Below are 15,088 nucleotides of genomic sequence, written 5' to 3'. Positions count from 1 at the left end.
CTTACTCCTGCTGATCGGTCATCTGCGACCGATAGTCTTTGTCAGAAGGCCCGGCAGCGGCCAAAACATTGTCCCTCAACAATGACAGCACAATACCATCGCCGCCGCCTGCAACGGAACCCCTGTCACGATACTCGATCTGGAAACCGATTTTCAGAAGGGTGCAAATCGCGTTGACGTTTTCGACGGGGATGCGCGCGAGAAGGCAATCAAGATCGAAGTGCCGGGGATGGAATGAAATGTAGGTAAGTGCCTGGATGATTTCGAGGTTCATATTCTTGCCACCCGACATGCCAAGGTGGAACTCGGCGCGGCCACCTCGGAACGACTCGAACACGGCAACGCAAAGAAGATCGCCAGGCTTTCCTTTATCATCGGCGCGATATGCCGCGATGGAAACCGCATCCTTCATGAAGCCATCGGAACCGGTCAGTTCCTCCGCGGCTTTCAAGTGGTTCTTTTGCATTTCGGTGCTGTAAATGATCTTAGACACTGGTTCCCCTTCCTATTCCGGTGTGTAGATGGGTGGCGGCATATCGACTTCGAATATCCCATCCAGAGTTTCATCCGTGATCGTGATTCCCTTCTCCGAGGAAAGCCACGGGACAAAATACGGCAACCCGTCGCCCGGGTCATCGGGATGCAAGGGGCCGACGAGTCTTGTCAGACCTCTTGAAACTGTTGGCCACGATTTAAGACCGGCCTTGATCGCGTCATGCTGTGCCGGCGTGAATCCGGGAAGGTTCAGAAACTCCTCGACCGTAGCGGGAAGCGAGGTGGTATCGTCAGCCAGTTCTGACATGGGGAATGCCCCAGCCTCGGCAAAACGCAGAAAAGCAAGGTTCGTCGGGATTTCGGCCGCCAAACGTGCTTGATGCAGCGCACCATCATACATGGCCTGACTGCGCGGATCTTCCCATTGGCCCGTGACCTTATTGAAAATCAGATGATCGGCCGGTTTTTCCGGTATTGCCGCGATAACCCCATTCTGAACGTAATACTCTGCGTCATTATATGAACCCAGAATATACCCGCCGCCTGATGGAACATTCATTGCGGCTTCGGCTTCGTCCGCAACTTCCATTGTTTGCAGGATTTCTCCTGTGTCGTCGTATATCGTGACCTGAATCATCGTTTCATTTCCCAACAGAAAAAATCAACTCCGTCCCTGAGACTGAAATCAATATCAACACCTCCCGGCGCTGATGTGTCTCCGTTGTTTCTGACTTGCAGGGCGAGTGTCCCTGAAGATCCGCCAACATTTGTCAGAACGTCTATGTGCGTTCGTTTTTCCTTTGGATCATACAGACCTAAACCTGACCCTCGCCAAGTTACCCGCATTTGAGAGATTGGCCTGTATTCTTGACCATTTATCCTTGCCCACCTTTCTGACATGCCGTTTACCAAGGCGATGATCAAAAGATCAGAATTGGAAGATGCCGGGGTGAAGGTGAAGGAAAGAATTGTATGCCAGTTCCCATTAGCAGGCGTTGTGTAGTCTGATGACCTTCTTGCAATTCTCGGCGCGGTGATCGCGCGCCCGGCAATTTCAAGCGTTCCGACGCTGGCATGTGGCATATACATGTTGCCGGATTGCGTGATGCGCCAGCCGGTTCCGTTCGATGCGTTATAGTTTTCCGATCGCAAGTCGCCGCCGAAAACGGCAAGGCCCGCGCTCCTGAAGGAGTTGGTGTTGACGTGATCCGCCTCTATCTCCCCGGCGCGCACATGCCGCGCGATAATCGCATCCGTAGCGACAAGGGGGGTGGTGATGCTGTCAGGTGTAAGAAGCGTCACGCCGCTTCTTTGCCGAACGCAACTTACAGATGAAAAACCGATGGTGGCTTGATTGGAGTCAAACACTCGCAAGCGGATCATCGCTTTGCGGGCATCTTCCGGGGCAGCAAATACGCCTTCATCTTCGCTAAAGCCGCTTTCGCCTAGACCTACGATCACATCCTGGCTGAGAAGGGTTTCATTATTGTCGAGCCACCCTACCGTGATTTGTGCAGAGGGGTTGCCGCTTCCGATGGACCGGATAAGTCCCTTGAACGCGTAGCTCTCACCTTCTTTGACAGAGAAGGGCAGGCTGTTTTTGGCTTGATAAGATCCGGTGCGGGTGGTGCGGATTTCTCCGGCACTTTCGCCTTTGACCCAATTAAATGATTGGGGCGAAATCATAGTCCAATCGCTGGAATTTTCTACATCCCAGGAACTCGCGCTGACCATTGCCGCATCGGGAACCATGTTTCCCGAAAGGTCCATGATCGTCAGCATATCCATGGACACGCTGCCTTTAAGCAAGATCTGTTGCGCTTCAATCTTGGCGATCGAGTAAGAGCCCGCCGAACCGTCACCCGCGATCAGGTCGAGCAGGGAAACAGCATTGCCGGCCTGAACAGCGAACCCGACGATTGCGCTGGCGTTCCCGTTCAGATCGGCAATCGCGGTCGAATGGCTGTCGACCGTTGCGCTTACCTGACCGATGCTGGCGGTCAGGGATTGCTGCACGTCCGCAATCGCCTGCTGGGTATCTGCGGCCGTCAGGTATTCTTGCAGGATATTGGCCCGAACACCCGCCTCGACCTCGCCTGACCCCAATTCCTCCTGCGATGCCGGCCGGATTGAAACGCGGTGGAAGGTGATCGTCTTGGCGGCGCGGGTCCAGCCGTTCCAATCTGTATTCGCGTTGACAATCAGGATTGTCTTGTCGTGGTCTTGAGAACTTGGATAACCTGGTGGCCGCTTGAAGATCGCGCGCGCAAGCTGTGTTTTGCCGATGTAGGCTGGTCCTGATACAATATCTTTCAAGAGTTTTCTATCAGGGTGGAATCCTCCCTGAGTCGTTGTCCAGTTTACGCCGATTGCCGCGCCATCCAACGAACCAGAACTCAAGGTAAATTCCACCTCAACCGCGTAGGCATCGGCGTTGACTTGTCCCAACCAGGTTGAATCTGCTGAACTATCTATTTGCAAGCCGTCGCTTTGCGTATCCGTAACCTGAAAGCGCCAATCACGTCCGATCGGATAGACGCTGTTTTCAAGCTGCGTAAGATCGCCTTGGCTGGACCATCTTGACCAGTCCGACGAAATTAGGAACGTGTCGTTGATTACCGACATGTCACGCCCGGACACTTCGGCCGTCAGTTCGAGGCTGGTTTGGGCCGCCGCCGCCGCGTCCTCGGAATCTTGCCTCGCAAGCACGGCATCATCGCGCGCGATTTCAGCACTTGATCTGGCATCATCGGCGCCGTCGCGCGCTGCCTCTGCTGCGATGCGGGACTGATCGGCGGCATAGGCGCTGCTGCCTGCGGTCGTGGCCGCGCTGCTGGCGGTCGTGGCGCTGTCCGCTGCTGCCGATGCGCTATTCTCGGCCTGCTGCCTTGCACCCTCTGCCACACCCGCCTCGGTGGCGCTCTGCGCGGCGCTGTCTGCCGCAAGGCTCTGGCTTGTCGCTGCTGCCGATGCGGCGCCCTGCGCATTGCCTGAGGCAACCACGGCATCGCTGCGGGCGATTTCCGCCGCCGCCGCCGATCCTTCGGCCGCTTTCAGCGCGGTCACATCCTCTATGCGGATCATGGCAACGTCGATCGTGGAGTCCGGTGTTGCGCCCGAGGCCGTGTAAACGCCCGCGCGCAGCCAGACCTCGCCGCCCAGCTTCTCTGGAACCTCGACCTCGGCAACGACCGTCTGCCATTCATCCGGGGCGGTCGGCATGACGTTTCTGGAACCCGTCGATCGGCGGAAAGAGTAATCCGACCTCAACCCGCACAGGACGGTGCGCAGCTTGGACGATGTTTGCCCAAGGTGGCGTGTGACCACGGTAATGCGCAAGGTGTTTCCGGGGATGAACTCGGTCACGCCTCTGGAAACAACAAACTGGTTGTCATCGGCAATGTCGTGCAGGCGGATGAAATCCCCAACGATGGCTTCTTGCAGGAACTCTGAATCGTCGGGCTGGACTGCCGGATTTTCCGGCCGCGCGCTGCGGTCGCTGGTCCAGAACCGACCTTCATCCCCGAAATCGCTGGGGAACAGGCGGGTAACATTCGCCTCTGAGGAAATGGCCCATTGCTCGGCTTCGTCGGCATGTTCAAGTGCCTGTGCCGCTGCCTGCTGTGCTGCCGCGAACTCAACCGCCAAATCATCGCGCACCTGCTGCGATACCTGGTCGGAATATGCGTTGGCGTTGTTTGCGGTGCTTTGGGCGTTCGCCGCTGCCGCTGCCGCCGCTGCCGCCTGCTGCATGGCTGCATCGATGTCCGCTTCCAACTGTGAAAGATCGACATTCGCATTGTCATATCCCTCCGCGATTTCGCGGGCGACACGCTCGGCAATCTTTGACACTTCCGCCGAATTTGTGGCTGTGACGATCTTGGACAGGTCTTTGAACCGAACGGCATGATTGTCCTTGCGCCCGCGCAAGCCCAAGACTTCCTCGATGCGAGATTTCAGCTTCGGGTCGATCGCGGCGTTCACTGGTTCAGTTCCTTGATCGTGCGCGCCATGGCGAAGCTAAGGACGGTTGCGGTTCCTGAAAGTTCGACCTGCCATGTCCTTGCCAGACCTGCGGGCAATCTGGCGTCTCTGTTGGTCGTGCTGGTGGAATGGAAAAGCTGTCCGTCTGCATAGATGGATGCGGTCACGGTTTCGCCGTCCGCGCCGTCAGTCTCGATCTTTAGCGCGCCCATCGACTGCTCATAGGGCAGGCGGAACGGCTTGGAGCGCCAGACATAAGACCGCTTTGGACGTGTCGCGTCATCGAAGGCGACAATTTCGCGCTGATTGTCGGCCAGCATATAGGTGAATCCGCTTTCGACATGGGTATAAAATGCCGTGCCGTTGTCGTTCACGCGCATGACGGATGGTTCACTTGCCGCCGGGTCGATGAAACACATGCGCCGCCCGCCGCCCGAGGCGGGGATATAGCTGAACCCATAGAGTGAACCGAACCGCGCCGCGCGCATCGTTGTCGGCCGCATCTCCTGCCATTGTTCACGCGTCCAGATGTTTCTGGTCAGAAGCGCGCCACCTTGGGCGGATAGGCTGACAAGCCCGTCAGTCGACGGGAAAACGGCGGAATATCCCATATCCACAACGCCACGCGCCGACATGCAGGGGAAAGGCTGTTCGACCTTTTCCATGGCCATGCTGTCAGGGTGCAGACCTTGAACGACATAGGGCGTTCCCGTTGTCAGAACCGCAAGGGTGGTGCCAAAGGCCGAAAGACCCACGATCGGGTCATTGGTGGTCAGGACGTAGGACGATGGCCAGGCGTGTGGCTGGTAAGGTTCGCAGAACCACAGTTCCTTTCCCCGAAATCCTGCCATGATGCCATTGGGCATTGCCGTTATGCCGCGCAGGTTGCTTGGCACCGGCCCGAAATCTGCGGTCGGTATCGCCTCTGCTATCGGGTCGGCCTCGATGTCGTGGACAAAGACGGTATCGGTGGCTGGGACTTCCTTCACGAAGAACAGATCGGTTGCGCCTGTTGTCGACGTGACGGCGCGATAGATCCGCTTGTGCGTCACCAGCCTACCGGCCGGTGGCGTTCCGTCCATGTTGTCAACCTGAACGTCAGTGCCTTCGGACCACAGGATGCGGGCAGACAGGGGCGACGGTGCGCTTTCCTCGCCCAGCTGCGTCACCCATGTGTAAGCATAGGCCACATAGTCCGCTATATCCTGATCCACGGTGCCAACGATGGTCAGGACAGGCCTTTGCGTGGGGGCGTTGAGGGCAAGCGGGTATTCAGCGCCATTGTATCGCAGCGTGGGCGCGGCGTTGTCATGAGTTATGTAAAGGCGGTCATCAGCGACGGGACCGGGAACCACATTCACGACATGATCCCAGCCGATCCATTCGGCCCCGTGAAGATAGATGGATTGCCGGTTGGCGGGGAATGTATGGACTGTCAGCGAGTTTTGCCGGAATGGCGAAAGAGAACCGCCCCGCATGGCAGCGTTGCGGTTCGATACCGGAACCTGATCGGCAAGATAGTAGGGTTCGACACGCGGCATTTCCCCCGAGAAGCCTTGCAGTTTTATCCGCATGTCAGAAATCCTTGAATCTGGTCCTGATCGGGGCCCTTTGCTGGCCGCGCATGTTGGCGCGGAAAGACTGGTTCAGCTTGTCCTGGAAGATCATCCAGTATCGCTGCGCCTCTTGCGGGTTGGTCCATGGCTCGTCGGGGATAGACAGGATGCGCGCCAGCGTTCCGGCTGCGAGGGTCGAGCCATGTATCGACACAAAGAAATCGGGGATGACGTTGAACCGATCCTCAAGCGGGTTGGCCGGGTCGCTTCCATACTCGGTTGCGGACAGGGGCTTAAGGAACATGCTGATCCTGATTTCCCCTTCCTCAAACGGGCTGACCGTGATCGCGTGGGGGTTTACCTGCGTGACGTAGTGCGGCCGGCCTTCAATATCGCCCTTGATGGTCGAGAACTGAACGGGGGTCAGCTTGTCGCGACTTTCGCCCCATTCCGCGAACTCGATTTCATGGATGGTCGCGGTGTCAGGGACAACGGGCGTCATTTCCCGATCCGTCACGGTGGTCGTGACGACATGTCGCCATGCGCGGCTGCGTTCGCAGAACTCGATCGCAGCGAACCGCGCCTGCTGTGCCGTGATGAAATCAGGACAGGTCGGCGCGAAAGGCGCGATCAGGGGCAACAGTTCACGGGTGCTTACCATTGTCGGCATGAGCCGTTACCCCGCTGCCGCTGCCGTCATATACTGCATGGCAAGGCTTGCGGCCGTCTGCGATGCACCAAGGGCGGTCAGCGCATTGGTGGCAAGCGTCAGGTGGCTTCCGGCCTGCGCCGCGGCGTCGGGCGCATCCCCGTCTTTCGAGAAGGCGCGGAACAGCACGAAGTCGAGCAGGATACCTTGGTAAATATCCTCGAACTCGCTTGTAGTCGTGTAATCGTCAATGTCCAGACCGCCGCCCGGGGCAAGCGGAATGTCGGTCGGGTTCCGGCCAACAAGTGCCTCAACCTCTCCATTCCCGTCATTTCCGGGGACCACATAGAACTCGCGGGGGCTCATGGGGTCTTGCCAGACATACTGGACAGATGCCGCGAAGGGCAGGGTGGCCGTGTCGTGCCAACCGGGGATCTGTGAATCGAGGATTTCGCGCCGCGCCATGGTCCGAACGGCGCGGTTGCCGTTCCCGACATTGCGAACGACCCGTGACAGGACCGTATATTGCGCGGGGATTGTCTGCTTGGTTCCTGATGCGAGTGTCAGGGTCACCGATCCACTGAGGGCGTTCGGCTTTGCCAGCACGATTGCGCGCTGCGCCTCGTTCAGCCAGTCGCGCAGTTCAGGGGCCGTCCAACGGACTGCACCAACGTCTTGCAGGATCGTATTCGCCCGCTTCATCACCGATGCAGCCGTGAACGCCATGGGGGTGGTTCCTTATTCTTCGGAGTCGGCGCTTGCGAGGATTTGCGCGATCATGGTTTCAGCCAGCATCCGGTGATGCGCCTTGCGGCCAACGGCTTCCTCGAAGCGCGCGCGCAGTTCGTCATCGGACAAGGCCTGCAATTCGGCTTCGCCTTCGCTGACAGGCTCGCCGCTCGGGGCATCTTCGCCCGCGCCCGCGTCGGCCTCGGTGTCAGTCTGGCCCTGCTGATCCTGCTGATCCTGCTTGGCCTTCTGGACTTCCGCATCAGCGGCCTTTGCGAGTGCCTTGGTGATTTCTTCGCCATCCAGCTTGTTCGCGGTGCCGGCCTGGCTGGTCGAAAACAGTTCTTCTGCCGCCTTGGCTGCGTCATCGCCAAAGGGGCGATAGCCTTCCTTGATGCCCAGCAACAGGCGGGCGTGGCCCTTATCATCGACGTTCGCCACATGGGGGCCGTCAACCTCGATGGGCCTGAAATGATACGATGCGGCGCCGAGGGTGATGACAGATCCCTTGGGTTCGCGAATGATCCGTTCGATTTCCATTGGTTCCTCTCCGTTTGACAGACCCCGCGCCTTGGCGGCACGGGGATATGTTTCGCCCGTTCGGGCTTAGTCGTTCACCGCATAGGTGAGGCGCAGATACAGCTTGGTGCCTGCGGCTGCGGCCACGGTGCCGGAAGGAACAACGCCGATGGAGCGGGCTTCCTGCGCCTTGCTGATCGCCACAAGGTCGGCCAGTTCGGCATTCTCCTGGGTGGTGGGCGTCACGGAATCGAACAGTTCTGCGCCACAGGTCCGGGCCGGATCGTTCGAGCCAACCGGGCCGGACATGAGGCCAACATCGAAGGTGACTGCGGCGGTCCCGACCGTCAGCAATTCGGCCTCAAGGATGCGACAGTAGGGCGGCAGATATGCCAGTTCGAGAATATCGGCAGCGCCGACAGCCTCGGTGAAGGTGTGTTCGATGATCGCGACAGCGGGCACCTTGGCAACATAGGGCGAGTGCAGTTGCAGCCGACCATTGCCGCCCGTGAAATTGGATTTCTTGATCGCCATTTCGTTTCTCCTGCGATTGGCGGGTGGAATCCGGCCCCGTTATTGGGACCGGATCACGGTCAGGTCAGCCCTTACGCTGCGATGACGGGGTTCGGGTTCGTGGACGCGGTGTCGACGGCGATGACGCCGAAATCGCGGCCGTTGAACCGGGTTTTCTTGGCGCCCATGATGCAACCTGCATAGATCGCGACACGGTTGCCGGCGTCCTTGGTTTCCTCGGTCCACTGGAAACGGGTCTTGTTCCCGGCTTCGCCATAGGCAACCACACCGGCCTGACGGCCGAGGAACAGCGCGCGCGCCGCATGAACGTCCTGACCGGCACCGTAATCGGTGAAGCGGCGCACGTTTTCATGCTCGTGAAGAACCACGTTGTTGATCATGCCGGCCGAGCCGGTGAAAATCGGGTTCTTGCGGCCTTCGGCGCCAGCTGCGGCCTTCTGCATTTCGGACCAGGAGCGTTCCCCGGCTTCGGTGCGCATGTCGTGCATCTGCCATGGCGACATCAGCGTGACGAAGTGCTTGCCGCCACCTTCGACGGTGATGGGCGACATCTTGACCGTATCGGGGTCGATTGCGTTCATCATCCGGGGGATGACGCTGACGCGCTCGATCAAGTCACGGGTCATCTTGTTGGCGCTGGTCAGCGTGGCTTTGGAGTTTGCGCTACCGCCATAGGCCATATGTGCCGGATCGGGAGCCTGAATCGGATTCCCGGCAAACGGGCCTTTGATCTTGGCGTCCTCGTTCGCGGCCGACATGGCAGCATCGCCCGACAGATAGACCATGAACAGTTCATCGCCCCATTCAGCGACGTATTCGGCGGTGCGGTCCTTCGCGATCATGCGCAGATCGTGCAGGGTGCGCTTGCGCGACATGCGGCCACCCGCGTCGGCGCCTTTGCGGGCCTGGTCGATCAGAACTTCATCGGTGTAGAGGGTCAGGCTTTCCTCGCGACCTTCAACGGGCTCGTCACCATAGGACATGCCCCCGCGCAGGCGCATCGACAGGTCGAAGGACACGCGGTCGCCGGCATCGGATTCCAGTTCGACCTTGCGTTCGATCATGTTGTTTTCACCCTTGCCGATGAAGCGGGTGAAATACATCTGTTTTTCGGTATCGGCTGCGAGGGCGTTTGCCCAACGCTTCACGGCGCGCGGGTCGTTTACGCCAACAATCGTCTGCATAGGTTGTTCCTTTCAATCACAGACCAACGGGTTTGTGACTAGTCGGCACGTCCTATGCGGATCAGTCGTGATCCCCTTTTACCACAGACTGAATTGATTTCTCAACAGCATCCAAGAGGGCTTCCTTGTCATCGCCTGAATTGACCTCGACGGCGATTTCGCGGGGCGCATCAATGCCGATCTTCACGGTTCGGCCACGGGCGCGCATCAGGACAAAGGTGGTATCCCCGACCTTGATCCTGACCGGTCCATTCGCCATTTGAACATTCTTCACCAGCATTGATGCACCTGATCCTTATTCGCCGCGCAAATAGGCTTCCCGTTCGGCTTCCGACATTCGGGAAATTTCCCGCTCTGCCTCAAGCCCGTCAGCCCGATCGACGGCAGCGAAGCGGCCATCGGTGATTTCATTGTCCGTCGCGGTAGTCACGTTCGCCAATGTGCGCGGAGCCTCGGGACGCGGGCCGCGCTTGGGACCGTCACCAATCGTCTCGGTATCGGCTTCCTTCGCCTTGCCACCATCTTTCCCGACATCCTGTTTCGGCGCTGGGTCGGTCAGCTTCTTGCCGGTCTGCTGCTCGACATAGGCATCCGCGATCTTGGCTGCTTCACGGATCTTCTGATCCATGGTCATGCTCTGATAGTTCGCGTTGCCGGTCACAAAGCGCAACGACTGGTCAAACACTTCCATCGCGCTGCCGTCCACGCCGTCGATCTTTTCTTTGCCGGCATATTCGGGATGCTGCTGCATGAAGGCATCGGTTTTCGAGAACCACGCGCTGCGGTATTCTTCTTCCTGGCGTTCGTTGTGGCGCTCGATGTCGCCTACCTCGCGTTGCGCCGTCGCGTATTCTTTGTTCAGATCCTTGATCTTCTCGCGCATTTCGGCGCTGGTCAGTTCGCCGTCATCATATGCATCATTGATTTCGGTCAGCCGGTCATCAAATTCGTCAATGACCTTCTGGTGGTCGCTGGCGTCCCGAATGTCGCGCTCGGGCTCGGGGATTTTCGACATGGCGTCATCTTCCGCGCCTGCCTTGTCCTCGGCTTTCGCGTCGTCCTCGTCCTCGGGCTTGTTTGAGGCATCGGCATCGGCATCGGATTGCCCGTCACCATCGGGCGCTCCCTCGTCGCCTTTACCTTCATTCTCGCCGGTCTGGTCGTTGTCTGCCTGGTCATCATCTTCGGCCGGCTGCGCGCCGGCCATGATGGTTTGTGCCGCGCTCTGGCGTTCTTCGCGCGGCTGGGGGCGCTTGAAGTCGTCGGGAAGATCAACCTCGCCATCATCCGCCATGCGGACAAGTTCGTCATCCTCGAAAATGTCTTTGATTTCGTCAAAGGTGAACCGCGGGGGAAGTGCGGCGGCTTTCAGATCTTCATCGGTCTGGGTATTCATGCGCTTTCTCCTTTCACATGATTTGCTGTTGCTGCGGCGGGGTGCTGCCCATGGCGGGCGACGGCATTTGCATCCCGTCCTGCTGCGGTTGTTCGTTCATCAGGTCGGCATCGGCTTCGGCCTTTGCGCGCTGCATCAACTGGTCGACGGCTTGGCCAACGGCAGGCGCACCCGCGATCTGCATGGCTGCGTCGATCGCGTCTTTCAGGTGCTTGAGCGGTGCGCCGCGTAGATCGAAACTGATCTGCTTTGCCTCGGCTTCGCTCTTTGATGCCTTGGCCTCCTTCTCGCGCAGTTCGGCATCTGCGGCGCGCTTCTGCATGTCGGCCTGCTCGGCCTTCTGTTCCTGCATTGCGATGGTTTCGGGGCTGGGGTTGTTCGGATCTTCGTCGGGATCGGCCTGGCCGGTGATCTGACGGACCCGCTTCACCATTTCATCGCGCTTCGGCACGTCGAGCGATTCAACGACAAGATCGAGAACAGCCATGACAACCTCGGGGGAGGTTGGTGCAAGCTGGCTGAGAAGGTCGACCAGGGTTTCCGCCTGCGCCTGACGTGTCGTCGCCCGCCAATCTTCTTCGGTGATGACGAAATCAGCCTTGAACACGTCGATAGAATTGCGCCCTGACGGGTCGTTGATCGTGATGTATTTCGGGTTTCCCCTGCTGTCCGTGATCCTGAATTGCTGTTCTTCGGTATAAAACTGCTCGATGTTGACCAGCTTCTTTTCGCCATGCTGGATCAGGGACACGCGCAGATTGTCGAAGAAATGGGACGTGGCCAGCGCGCCCTGGTCCTGACGCGCGACAATGGCCTTGCCGCTGCTGGCATTGGTCTTTCGGCCAAGGTTCTCGTCGGTGACGCCACCAACTTGCTGGATCATCTGCGCGTCGATCGACATGAGTTCCATGTGCGCCTGCGCGACTTCGGTGTTGTTCTCGATCCTTGGTTCCTTGCGTCCCGCCTTGCTGACGATGACGGAATCCGGCCGGTTGGCCTCGTCGCGCAGTTCCTCAATATCATCGACCGCGCCTTCCTCGACATAGACGCGATTGGTTGAAAGGTGGTGCAGCGCCTTGGACGCGCGCTTGTTCAGGTCTTTCTGCGGGCCCCGAAGGCCACGGATCAGGCCGTAGGGCATCCCGTCACGCGCGCGGCGATAGCCCCATACCGCTGTGAACGGGAAACGGTTGTGCCGGTATGGCGATTGCTGGACCGACAACAGGCCGCGTTCGGTCATCAGCGCCACGTTCATGACCTGTCGGGGTCGCAGAACCAGCGTTGCCGCGCCGCGTTTCAGGTCGTGCCAATGGCCTTGGCTGTATTCGTCAAACAGTTCGCGCGAGAAGTCGCCGCCCGACATGACCGGCACCATGGTAGGCTTTTTGAACCATACTTCCATGACGCGGATACGGTCGCGCAAGCTGCTGCCGCCTGCGGTGACGATGCTGGCGTGACTTTCGCTGTCATCCTCGATCGAATCCATGGGCTCGTCGCCATAATCGCTTGTCCCTGATGCGATCATCAGGTGTTCGCGCGATTGCTCGATCAGGGCTTGCCGATCCGGCCACATCGCGGCGCCTGTGTCCGCGTCGAGCCATTTTGAGCGGATGATGTATCGGCCCTTTTCGGTATCAAAGCCTTCGGTGCCGCGGCTGTCCCAAAGCATGTTGCGCCAGGACTCCGAGCCAGAGAACACGATAGGGCCGTCTGCCGGATCACCTTGTCCTGTTTCCAGCCAGCCAATGCCAGCCTTGACGGCATCGGTGAACGCCATGGCGATCTTCTGTTCTTCGTAATTCTCGTCGCGCAGGTGGCGCAGAAGTTCGGATTTGCGTTCGGCTGACTCCAGCCCGTCCTTTCGTCTCGGCAGGATCTTGTAGTCCTGCAACGATCTGCGCTGCGTCCCGAGAACCCAATTCACGGTTGTCTGGATCAGGTTCATGACCAGGGGATACTGGCCACGGTTGTTCAGTTCGCTGATTTCCTCGGCTGACCATTGGATATGGTCATAGAAATCTTCATCAGTCGCCATTTCGAGGCGGTTGGAAAGCTGGCGCTCCAATTCAAACCGATAGATCGCAAGCAATCGCCTGTGCAATGCGATTGCCGGTTCGCTATCGAGCGGGTGCGTCATCCTTTGGCTGGTGCGACCCTCGGCCCGATCACGGGCGATCTGCGCGGCCGCGCCGTCTGCCTTGAACATGACCTCTCCGGGGCGCCGGAAAGACTGTCCCTTTGGCATGATAAGCCTGCCGCTGAAATCACTCTCAAACATGGCCCGTCACCTCTGCCTGATGCAGCACCTTGCCGGTGCTGTCGTTGCGGATCGTGACCATGCCGAAAGGGGTTTCCGGTGACGATTTGTGCTTGATCGCCCCTTTCGCGGGTATCGGGGGCATCATCATCATGTCGCGCAGTCGGGAATGAACAGCGCCGAGAACCGCCCACAGGTCGCGATCGTTCGCCGCGCTGCCGGGGAGGGCGCCGCGTTTGATCCAGTCGCGGATGATCGGCCAGCAGTGTTCGGGTTCTCCAATGTCGGGGGCCCATCGCCAAGCCTGATCGAGCGTGATGACGCAAGGGATGACGCGGCCGCGCTTGGTGCGGCGTGTCGCGTCCATCAGGACAAGGCATGGCTGGCTGCGCCGCGTTTCCTCGTCCATGAACCAGGTGCCGATCACATGGATTCCGTTGATTGTCGTTTCAAAGTCGCGCAGTTCCAGATCAAGGACGGGCCTGCGGCTCACGCTGATAGAATTGCTTGTCATGCGGTCATTCCTGTTGAGCGAGTTCTTTTGCGCCCGCCGCTGCGCCTGTTCCCGCCCGTTGCGGGAATGAGTGACGGGGTGAAGCCCTGTGCCCACTGGCGGATTGCATCCGCCGCTTCGGAATGACCGTCCTGCTTTTCCGGTTCGTCAATGAATTGACCAAGGCGGGTGTTGAACTTCTTTCGATAGAGGCTGAGGTGCTGGATTCCTTCCTTGCATCCTTCCTCGTCTATCCACGCCTCCGAGAACCGGTTGCGCAGGATCTCTATGCCAGCCTGAAAATCGTGAACGCGCGGCACGATCTGCCAAGACCAGTCGGGGGCGAGGTCTTGCAGCATGTCGAGCGGTGCGCCGATCTTTGTTTCCAGCTGGCGTGTCTGTGTCGCGTCATGGGGCAGATACATCTGGCCGAACACGAATCCGGTTCGACGCAGTTCATTGACGTAATGGGAATATCCCTTTCCCCAATCCTCGATGTATCGAATGAAGCGCGAGGCAAGCCCATGCTGCTGCATGAGCCAGATGCCGGTGCCATCGCCTGCGCCAATGTCCCAAAACGTGTGAACCGGCAGGCCTGGCATGTATGGCACATTGCCGATGCGTCCCTGCCGGCGCGCAAGGTCAAGCTGGGGCGTCAGGTATGTGCCTTCTGTGCTGCGCGACCATGCTTCCTTGGGAGTGCTTGGCATCTCCTGGAACATCTTTTGCTGATCGCCGGAAAAGTCGTTTTCCATCTTGAGCACATACCAGGCGCGTTGCCTCATGCTGATGGGCTGATCGACCTCGATTTCCAGCTTGTCGAAATACTCATGTTGCTTCGCGCTGATCTTCACCTTGCGCGGGTTCGCGACATAGCCGGGGTCCATGAACCACGGGAAGAAATGGAACTTGAATTGGCCGGGGCCGGCCTTGACGCCTGCCTTAGCCATGTTCTCCGCCCTTTGTGCAATGTCGAAGAACTCGCCTTCCGTCCCTTCTGCTGTGCTTTCGATCGTCGCCACGCCGTTGGCCGGCACGGCTGGAAGGGCACCGGTCACAATCTCGGTGGCCTTTGCCGGATATTTTCGGGCGATTTTGCCCATTTCTGATATGTGCAGACGGTGGATAGTGCCGCCACGCATCGAGGTCGCGACCCTGATTGCGCTGTTGTTGTGAGCAAAGAGCAATTCCTTTGCCGACTCCCTCAGAAGCGGCATTGAATCGCGCAGTTCTGGCGGCATGTTGGTATAGGCGAATTTCACCTTGTCGCGCAGGATTTCGGCTGCAACGTC

The 15,088-nt window shown here is 58.9% G+C and carries 14 protein-coding genes; all 14 read right to left on the bottom strand.

Annotation, left to right across the window (positions count from 1 at the left end):
• Window position 1: 1 nt before the first annotated feature.
• Window positions 2-493 (bottom strand): GNAT family N-acetyltransferase, encoded by a 492-nt coding sequence (locus tag PAF17_RS16060; RefSeq protein WP_271890123.1) that lies wholly within the window; start codon window positions 491-493, stop codon window positions 2-4.
• Between the two features lie 12 nt (window positions 494-505).
• Window positions 506-1,132, bottom strand: a complete 627-nt coding sequence (locus PAF17_RS16055; RefSeq protein WP_271890122.1) for a hypothetical protein — start codon at window positions 1,130-1,132, stop codon at window positions 506-508.
• Complete coding sequence (locus tag PAF17_RS16050) at window positions 1,129-4,479, bottom strand: hypothetical protein (protein WP_271890121.1); 3,351 nt, start codon at window positions 4,477-4,479, stop codon at window positions 1,129-1,131. The genes PAF17_RS16055 and PAF17_RS16050 overlap by 4 nt, the downstream gene beginning before the upstream one ends.
• The gene (locus PAF17_RS16045) at window positions 4,476-6,053 is read right to left on the bottom strand and encodes a hypothetical protein (protein ID WP_271890120.1); all 1,578 of its coding nucleotides are present in this window, start codon (window positions 6,051-6,053) and stop codon (window positions 4,476-4,478) included. Before PAF17_RS16045 ends, PAF17_RS16050 begins: the two co-directional genes overlap by 4 nt.
• Window position 6,054: 1 nt before the next feature.
• Window positions 6,055-6,705 carry a hypothetical protein gene (locus tag PAF17_RS16040; protein WP_271890119.1) on the bottom strand — a complete coding sequence of 217 codons (651 nt, stop codon included), beginning with the start codon at window positions 6,703-6,705 and terminating at the stop codon, window positions 6,055-6,057.
• Between the two features lie 6 nt (window positions 6,706-6,711).
• The gene (locus tag PAF17_RS16035) at window positions 6,712-7,410 is read right to left on the bottom strand and encodes a phage adaptor protein (RefSeq protein WP_271890118.1); all 699 of its coding nucleotides are present in this window, start codon (window positions 7,408-7,410) and stop codon (window positions 6,712-6,714) included.
• A gap of 12 nt (window positions 7,411-7,422) precedes the next feature.
• Window positions 7,423-7,953, bottom strand: a complete 531-nt coding sequence (locus tag PAF17_RS16030; protein ID WP_271890117.1) for a hypothetical protein — start codon at window positions 7,951-7,953, stop codon at window positions 7,423-7,425.
• Between the two features lie 66 nt (window positions 7,954-8,019).
• Complete coding sequence (locus PAF17_RS16025) at window positions 8,020-8,466, bottom strand: hypothetical protein (protein WP_271890116.1); 447 nt, start codon at window positions 8,464-8,466, stop codon at window positions 8,020-8,022.
• 71 nt (window positions 8,467-8,537) lie between these two features.
• Window positions 8,538-9,650, bottom strand: a complete 1,113-nt coding sequence (locus PAF17_RS16020; protein WP_271890115.1) for a N4-gp56 family major capsid protein — start codon at window positions 9,648-9,650, stop codon at window positions 8,538-8,540.
• A gap of 61 nt (window positions 9,651-9,711) precedes the next feature.
• Complete coding sequence (locus tag PAF17_RS16015) at window positions 9,712-9,930, bottom strand: hypothetical protein (protein WP_271890114.1); 219 nt, start codon at window positions 9,928-9,930, stop codon at window positions 9,712-9,714.
• A 15-nt stretch (window positions 9,931-9,945) separates the two neighbouring features.
• Window positions 9,946-11,046 (bottom strand): hypothetical protein, encoded by a 1,101-nt coding sequence (locus PAF17_RS16010; protein ID WP_271890113.1) that lies wholly within the window; start codon window positions 11,044-11,046, stop codon window positions 9,946-9,948.
• A gap of 13 nt (window positions 11,047-11,059) precedes the next feature.
• Window positions 11,060-13,252: a portal protein gene (locus PAF17_RS16005; protein WP_271890112.1), complete on the bottom strand. Its 2,193-nt coding sequence runs from the start codon at window positions 13,250-13,252 to the stop codon at window positions 11,060-11,062.
• Between the two features lie 64 nt (window positions 13,253-13,316).
• Window positions 13,317-13,817, bottom strand: coding sequence for a hypothetical protein (locus tag PAF17_RS16000; RefSeq protein ID WP_271890111.1), 501 nt, complete (start codon window positions 13,815-13,817; stop codon window positions 13,317-13,319).
• Window positions 13,814-15,058 carry a hypothetical protein gene (locus PAF17_RS15995; RefSeq protein WP_271890110.1) on the bottom strand — a complete coding sequence of 415 codons (1,245 nt, stop codon included), beginning with the start codon at window positions 15,056-15,058 and terminating at the stop codon, window positions 13,814-13,816. Before PAF17_RS15995 ends, PAF17_RS16000 begins: the two co-directional genes overlap by 4 nt.
• Between the last annotated feature and the right edge of the window lie 30 nt (window positions 15,059-15,088).

The sequence above is a fragment of the Paracoccus onchidii genome, from assembly GCF_028294535.1.
GTDB classification, from domain to species: Bacteria; Pseudomonadota; Alphaproteobacteria; order Rhodobacterales; family Rhodobacteraceae; genus Paracoccus; species Paracoccus onchidii.
This window is presented reverse-complemented; position numbering and strand designations above follow the sequence as displayed.